General features: G+C 38.1%; 2 protein-coding genes. Both read left to right on the top strand.

Translation table 11 applies throughout. From position 1 onward, the window contains the following. A partial coding sequence (locus AC1DPZ_RS27835; RefSeq protein WP_477409641.1) for a permuted SH3 domain-containing protein occupies positions 1-226 on the top strand: 226 nt, incomplete at its 5' end. A gap of 26 nt (positions 227-252) precedes the next feature. Then, on the top strand, positions 253-1,038 hold a 786-nt coding region (locus tag AC1DPZ_RS27830), incomplete at its 3' end, for an efflux RND transporter permease subunit (protein WP_477409639.1).

Below are 1,038 nucleotides of genomic sequence, written 5' to 3'. Positions count from 1 at the left end.
TACTATAGCAGTACCTGTAAAAGCAATCCAAAAATCAGAATCAGGCGATTATGTTTTCCTTAATCAAAATGGAATTGCTAAAAAAGTAAATGTTAAATCGGGAGCCACTTATGGCGGTCAAACAGAAATATTATCGGGATTAGGCGCTGGTGATATGCTGGTTACTGAAGGCGCTACCGAAATTGAGGATGGTGATAAAATTAAGGTTTTAGAGTCAGCTAATTAATTTATTAAACACTTGATCTATTAATTATGAAAGATCTGAATAAAGAATTTGGGCCCTCAAGTTGGGCCATCGATAATAAAACAGCCATATATGTGCTCATATTTTTGGTTACGGTATTGGGTTTGGTTAGTTATAACAACCTTCCAAAAGAAAACTTCCCGGATATAGCGCAATCGAAGGTGTTTGTTTCAACCGCATTTATAGGGCAATCTCCTCAAAATGTGGAAAACCTTGTTACACGCCAGATTGAGAAAAAGTTAAAATCATTAAAGGGGCTTAAAAAGGTAACCTCAAACTCGGCTCAAAACATATCGTTAATAACAGCTGAGTTTAATGCCAATATAGACATTAGAGATGCCAAGATTGATGTTAAGGAGGCTGTTGATAAAGCAAAGTCGGATCTGCCACAAAATGATGACAACCTTAAGGAATCAACCATAAGTGACATTAATGTTGCCGATCTTCCGATTCTTTATATCAATATATCAGGTAATTACGACCTGAAAAAATTAAAGGAATACGCCGATAACTTAAAAGACGATATTGAAAGTTATAAGGAAATTTCGAAGGTTGATGAAGTAGGTGCATTAACGCCCGAGATCCAGGTTAATGTGGATATGAATAAGATGACGGCAGCACAAATCGGTTTCAAGGACATTACTGATGCTATCGGCAGTGAGAATATCCTGGCTTCAGTAGGTAATGTTACCACTGATGGCGTGCGTCGGAGTATCGATATTAAACAAGACTTTAAAAACGCCGATCAGGTGGCGGCTATGGCTATCCGTAACCCCAAAGGACAGGCCGTTTAC

The organism is Mucilaginibacter sp. P4_G9 (assembly GCF_056400985.1).
This window is presented reverse-complemented; position numbering and strand designations above follow the sequence as displayed.